General features: G+C 37.0%; 5 protein-coding genes. 2 read left to right on the top strand and 3 right to left on the bottom strand.

The annotated features are described in order from the left end of the window. Together F6K13_RS21645 and F6K13_RS21640 are read left to right on the top strand one after the other, a co-directional pair. Nucleotides 1-192: hypothetical protein (locus F6K13_RS21645; RefSeq protein ID WP_287288338.1), on the top strand; the 192-nt coding region annotated here is incomplete at its 5' end. A gap of 224 nt (nucleotides 193-416) precedes the next feature. Continuing rightward, on the top strand, nucleotides 417-803 hold the full coding sequence (locus F6K13_RS21640; protein ID WP_124147505.1) for a hypothetical protein: 387 nt from the start codon (nucleotides 417-419) through the stop codon (nucleotides 801-803). 129 nt (nucleotides 804-932) lie between these two features. Here the strand turns inward: F6K13_RS21640 and F6K13_RS21635 are convergent, their stop codons facing one another. The 3 genes from F6K13_RS21635 to rbfA all read right to left on the bottom strand — a co-directional run bounded on the left by F6K13_RS21635 (nucleotide 933) and on the right by rbfA (nucleotide 3,723). Continuing rightward, on the bottom strand, nucleotides 933-1,157 hold the full coding sequence (locus tag F6K13_RS21635) for a DUF4327 family protein (protein ID WP_124147504.1): 225 nt from the start codon (nucleotides 1,155-1,157) through the stop codon (nucleotides 933-935). Between the two features lie 314 nt (nucleotides 1,158-1,471). Next, on the bottom strand, nucleotides 1,472-3,076 hold the full coding sequence (locus F6K13_RS21630; protein WP_124147503.1) for a glycoside hydrolase family 3 N-terminal domain-containing protein: 1,605 nt from the start codon (nucleotides 3,074-3,076) through the stop codon (nucleotides 1,472-1,474). A gap of 215 nt (nucleotides 3,077-3,291) precedes the next feature. Continuing rightward, a complete protein-coding gene (rbfA, locus tag F6K13_RS21625; RefSeq protein WP_124147502.1) occupies nucleotides 3,292-3,723 on the bottom strand; it encodes a 30S ribosome-binding factor RbfA in 432 nt (143 codons plus the stop codon). Between the last annotated feature and the right edge of the window lie 393 nt (nucleotides 3,724-4,116).

Raw genomic sequence — 4,116 nt, 5'->3', positions numbered from 1 at the left:
TTGCAAAAGTTTTTTGAATTTGACGATATACCAAAAGATTTATTATCATTTGCGGTAAAAGGTTCAATGATATACAGATTGACAAAAAATGAATATTTATTGATATATATCAATTTAAAAAATGTTGTTTCCCAAGTTGAAAAGAAGTTAATAAATTTGGGTGTAGAAGAGATTATTATTAAAACATCGTAATCAAGTAGATAATAATCACAAATTGAAGCTATATCAATTAGGCTTTAAATCCAAATTACAAGTGATCAGAATAAAAATATCTAGACTCGCCCATCTAGAAAATATCATATAACAACTTTCCACTTGCTTCTAGCTTAGTTATATTACCAATATACCAATATAAGTTTGTTTCTCATCTGCAGCGATCGAGAAATGTCCATTTCATGCTCAATTAACTTACCATTATGAATCCGGATAATCTGACTCAACTACTACAAAAAGGATTTCGTGTCACCTTGGGGGCTACATCCTTTTTTATAGAAACTGTGCAAGACTCTAGTAAGCGAGATGAAAATTTGAATAAATTAAGTACTGATTTCAATCAACTTACTGAGGAATGGGCTGATAGAGGAGAGATGACTGAACAAGAAGCCAGGAACTTTGTTGATACAATTTTGAATCAACAAAATAGTCAGGTCAATACTGATAGTACAACGGCTTCTTCAAGTCCTACTTCTACTTCTGGTTTTGTGTCATCAGACGTACAAGAAGATTTGCTGGAGCTAACTCAAGAAATCGCCGGTCTACGAGCTGATTTACATAAACTTCAGGAGTCAAACTCTCAAAACTGATAATACATCACATACCTCTATTTGGATGAATCTTATCCATTTATCTAGGGATTAAAAAGTCTTTATAAATTAGGATAAATTACAAAACCTAACCCAGCTAATAGTCCAATTTAGCTGAGTTAGTTTTTTTTAGTCGTTTTCCCATTTTTCGTTGCCTATTAGGTCAGCAATTCGGTCTCTAAGTAGAAAGTTACATTTTTCCAATTCACCTTCTACACAAGCCCATTCTCTGACAGGAATGTATTGGCAGAGAGTATAAATAGGTTGCTGACGTCCAAGAACTCCTTTTTGTACAAGTTCTTTTGCTTCATCCCTGATGATGTCTAAAGAATATTGAACTGTGGTGTAAGTCATAGTCACCCTTTTTTTTAGCGTAGTTTGAGTAATTTTTGGCGCTATTAATAATATAGAACAAAAATCCGGATTATGAATGTTAATTTTTTCAGTATACAGAGTTACAATTTGTTATGTTCTTTTGATAAGAATTCTAAAAGTCATAGAACCAAAACATTTCTTTTACTGTTGGTCTAAATTGCAACTATGTACTATGAAATACGATCTACAAAGTCACTAATTGAGGATTTCTCTACCCTCCTGACCTGAAACAATCGTCTCCGAATATCATTTTAATGTTTTTTTGTCAATAGTCAGGCGAGTTTTATTAGATTTTAGAGAAATACTTGTAAATTTGTAAATCTTTGAAATAAAAGCTTTAAAGCGATCGCTTGGGCTTGTGGCATTTGTCCATAGCAAAAGACATAAGGTATATCTGATGACAGTTCTGGTAAAAACTGTTTCAATGTATACTGACTACCGTATATGATCAGACCCTGTAATTCACTATTTATTAATAATTTCTTAATTAAATCTTGGGATGCTTGTGTTAGACTAGCTATTTTACTAAACGCACTACCACGAATAAATAGTTGTAGTAAAGTCAAATGATTGGGGGTAAGAGCTTCTGGGATTTCTGAATTACTGTCAATAATTTGTAGTTGGTAACCAAATTTTCTGGGGAGAGCTACTGCTGGAGTATAATTCCCTAAAAAAGCACTGTTGAGTATATCATCTACAAAAACTAAATTGCGTAAATGCTTGACATTTGGTTTTGGTGGGAGATAACTTCCTCCTACTTGCAGAGAATCATGCAAAATCTTAGTTACAGTTTCTTGTGCGTGTGATTGAAATAACTTCTCAACTAAATAGTATGTAGAGGCTGAGAAATTTTCTGAACCTCTCTCATTTCCCGGTTGCCAGGTAGGATAAACTTTAGTTTTAACTTGCCAAATTCTTTGCAAAGATTCATCAATCCGTGATTCAGAAATACGGCCTTGACTAACTGCATGACAAACAGCATTAATAGTAACCTCTGCATCTAAAGGCATCAGTAAAATATCTGCACCAGCTTCTACGGCCAAAACCGAAGCCTCTGCCAAGCCATAACGATTAGCGATCGCCCCCATAACCAAAGCATCGGTAACAACTAATCCATTAAAACCCAACTTTTGGCGCAACTTACCTGTGATAATTTTATGGGACAGAGTCGCAGGTAGTTCCGAGTCCCAAGCAGGAATCAACAAATGGGCACTCATCACAGAATCTACTCCAGCAGCGATCGCCTCTACAAAGGGAAGCAATTCAATTTCTGCCAGTCTACTTTCTGAGTGGGGTAAAACAGGCAATTCAAAATGAGAATCAACCGTAGTATCCCCATGACCAGGAAAATGTTTAGCAGTAGTCAAAACTGGATATTGTTGAGTCCCTCGAATAAAAGCTGTTGCCAGTTGACCCACTAATTCGGTCGTTTCTCCAAAAGCACGAATATTAATCACTGGGTTGCCAGGATTATTATTCACGTCCACCACTGGAGCTAAAATCCAATTTAAACCAATTGCCACAGATTCTTGAGCCGTAATAGTCCCCATAGTTTCAGCATACTCTATAGCTTTTTTGGGGTTTGTTTGAGCAATAGCAGCGATCGCCATTGGTGGAGGAAACCAAGTTGCTCCGGCGAACCTTTGACCTACTCCTTCCTCAATATCAGCAGCCAAAAGTAGGGGAATTTTTGCCCAAGACTGAAGCTGTTGGATGCGAGTTGCCAAGTCTATAGCACTCCCATCCACAAAAATTACTCCTCCAACACCCAAGTCTTGCAGCCAATATTTGAGCTTATTGGTGGGAGGTTCCCAGTCTGGATAACGAATTTGATTGTCAAATAGGTTGCCGGAAGCTCTAACTACAACCATCTGAGCAACTTTTTCTGCTAAATTCATAGTTTAGTGATCGGGATTTTAGGAATGGGTAATTAACAGCCTTCTCCTGACGCAGACGTTGTGCGAAAAGCTGGAAGTCAGTCATCAGGAGGACCGAGTCAGTAGAATGTTTTGGCTTTTCTCCGATAACCTGGCTCCTGATACCGAAGCTTTATGGGGTATAAATTCCCATCCAATTGATTCTGTCTCCTGTCTTCTGTCTCCTGACTCCTTCTTCAATCTATTCCGTCTGAAGTAAGTTTTTCTATATTCTGAGAATCTGATTCTGTAGGATTTTCCGTTGCCTGTTGTTGACGTTCTTCAGAAAGCTGGTTTAAAAGTGATATAATTTGAGTCCCACGTTCTAGAGAGCGGTCTTCGACAAAGATAACTTCTGGAGTCCGACGCAGACGTATCCTATGACCCAATTCGCTGCGAACATAGCCAGTAGCAGATTTTAGACCTTCCATAGTTTGGAATCTTACTTCCTCAGAACCATAGATACTAACAAATATTTTAGCGTGTTGTAAATCTCCAGAAATATCTACATCTGTGATGCTGACCATACCAATACCTACACGGTCATCTTTGATACCATGGAGCAACATCTGGCTGACTTCCCGCTTGATTAATGAAGCAACCCGGGAAATGCGGCGATCTGTAGCCATGATCATTACCCCCTACAATTTGATACTTAACTATACTATTCTAATACTTCCGATAAATTTATGTAAACTTATGGCAGCTTTGTAGAATGAAGTTAGTTAATACCCAGGCTGTAATTTTTTGATTTTGAACTTTTTTTTCATAACTAAGTGTTAGAGTAGTCATTAGTGAGGACATTGCATCCAATATTTCTACAAGGCAAAGGAAGTAGGATTATTTGTCAAATTTGATCTTAATTCTCAATATGTTAGAAATTAGGCAAAACGTTACATATACTTAAGTTTTAACTATAGTGGCACACTATGTATAAGGTTAATGTGTAATATCATGTCCGGATAATCAGTGATAAAAAACCTTTTCCCTTCTAACCTTTTCTTTCCTTCTGCCTCCTGCCT

Origin of the sequence: Okeania sp. SIO2B9 (assembly GCF_010672505.1) — a bacterium.
GTDB lineage: Bacteria > Cyanobacteriota > Cyanobacteriia > Cyanobacteriales > Microcoleaceae > Okeania > Okeania hirsuta.
This window is presented reverse-complemented; position numbering and strand designations above follow the sequence as displayed.

Coding starts and splice junctions, on each gene's coding strand:
- F6K13_RS21630 (WP_124147503.1), bottom strand. CDS start 3,076: ATGAATTTAGCAGAAAAAGTTGCTCAGATGGTTGTAGTTAGAGCTTCC.
- F6K13_RS21635 (WP_124147504.1), bottom strand. CDS start 1,157: ATGACTTACACCACAGTTCAATATTCTTTAGACATCATCAGGGATGAA.
- F6K13_RS21640 (WP_124147505.1), top strand. CDS start 417: ATGAATCCGGATAATCTGACTCAACTACTACAAAAAGGATTTCGTGTC.
- rbfA (WP_124147502.1), bottom strand. CDS start 3,723: ATGGCTACAGATCGCCGCATTTCCCGGGTTGCTTCATTAATCAAGCGG.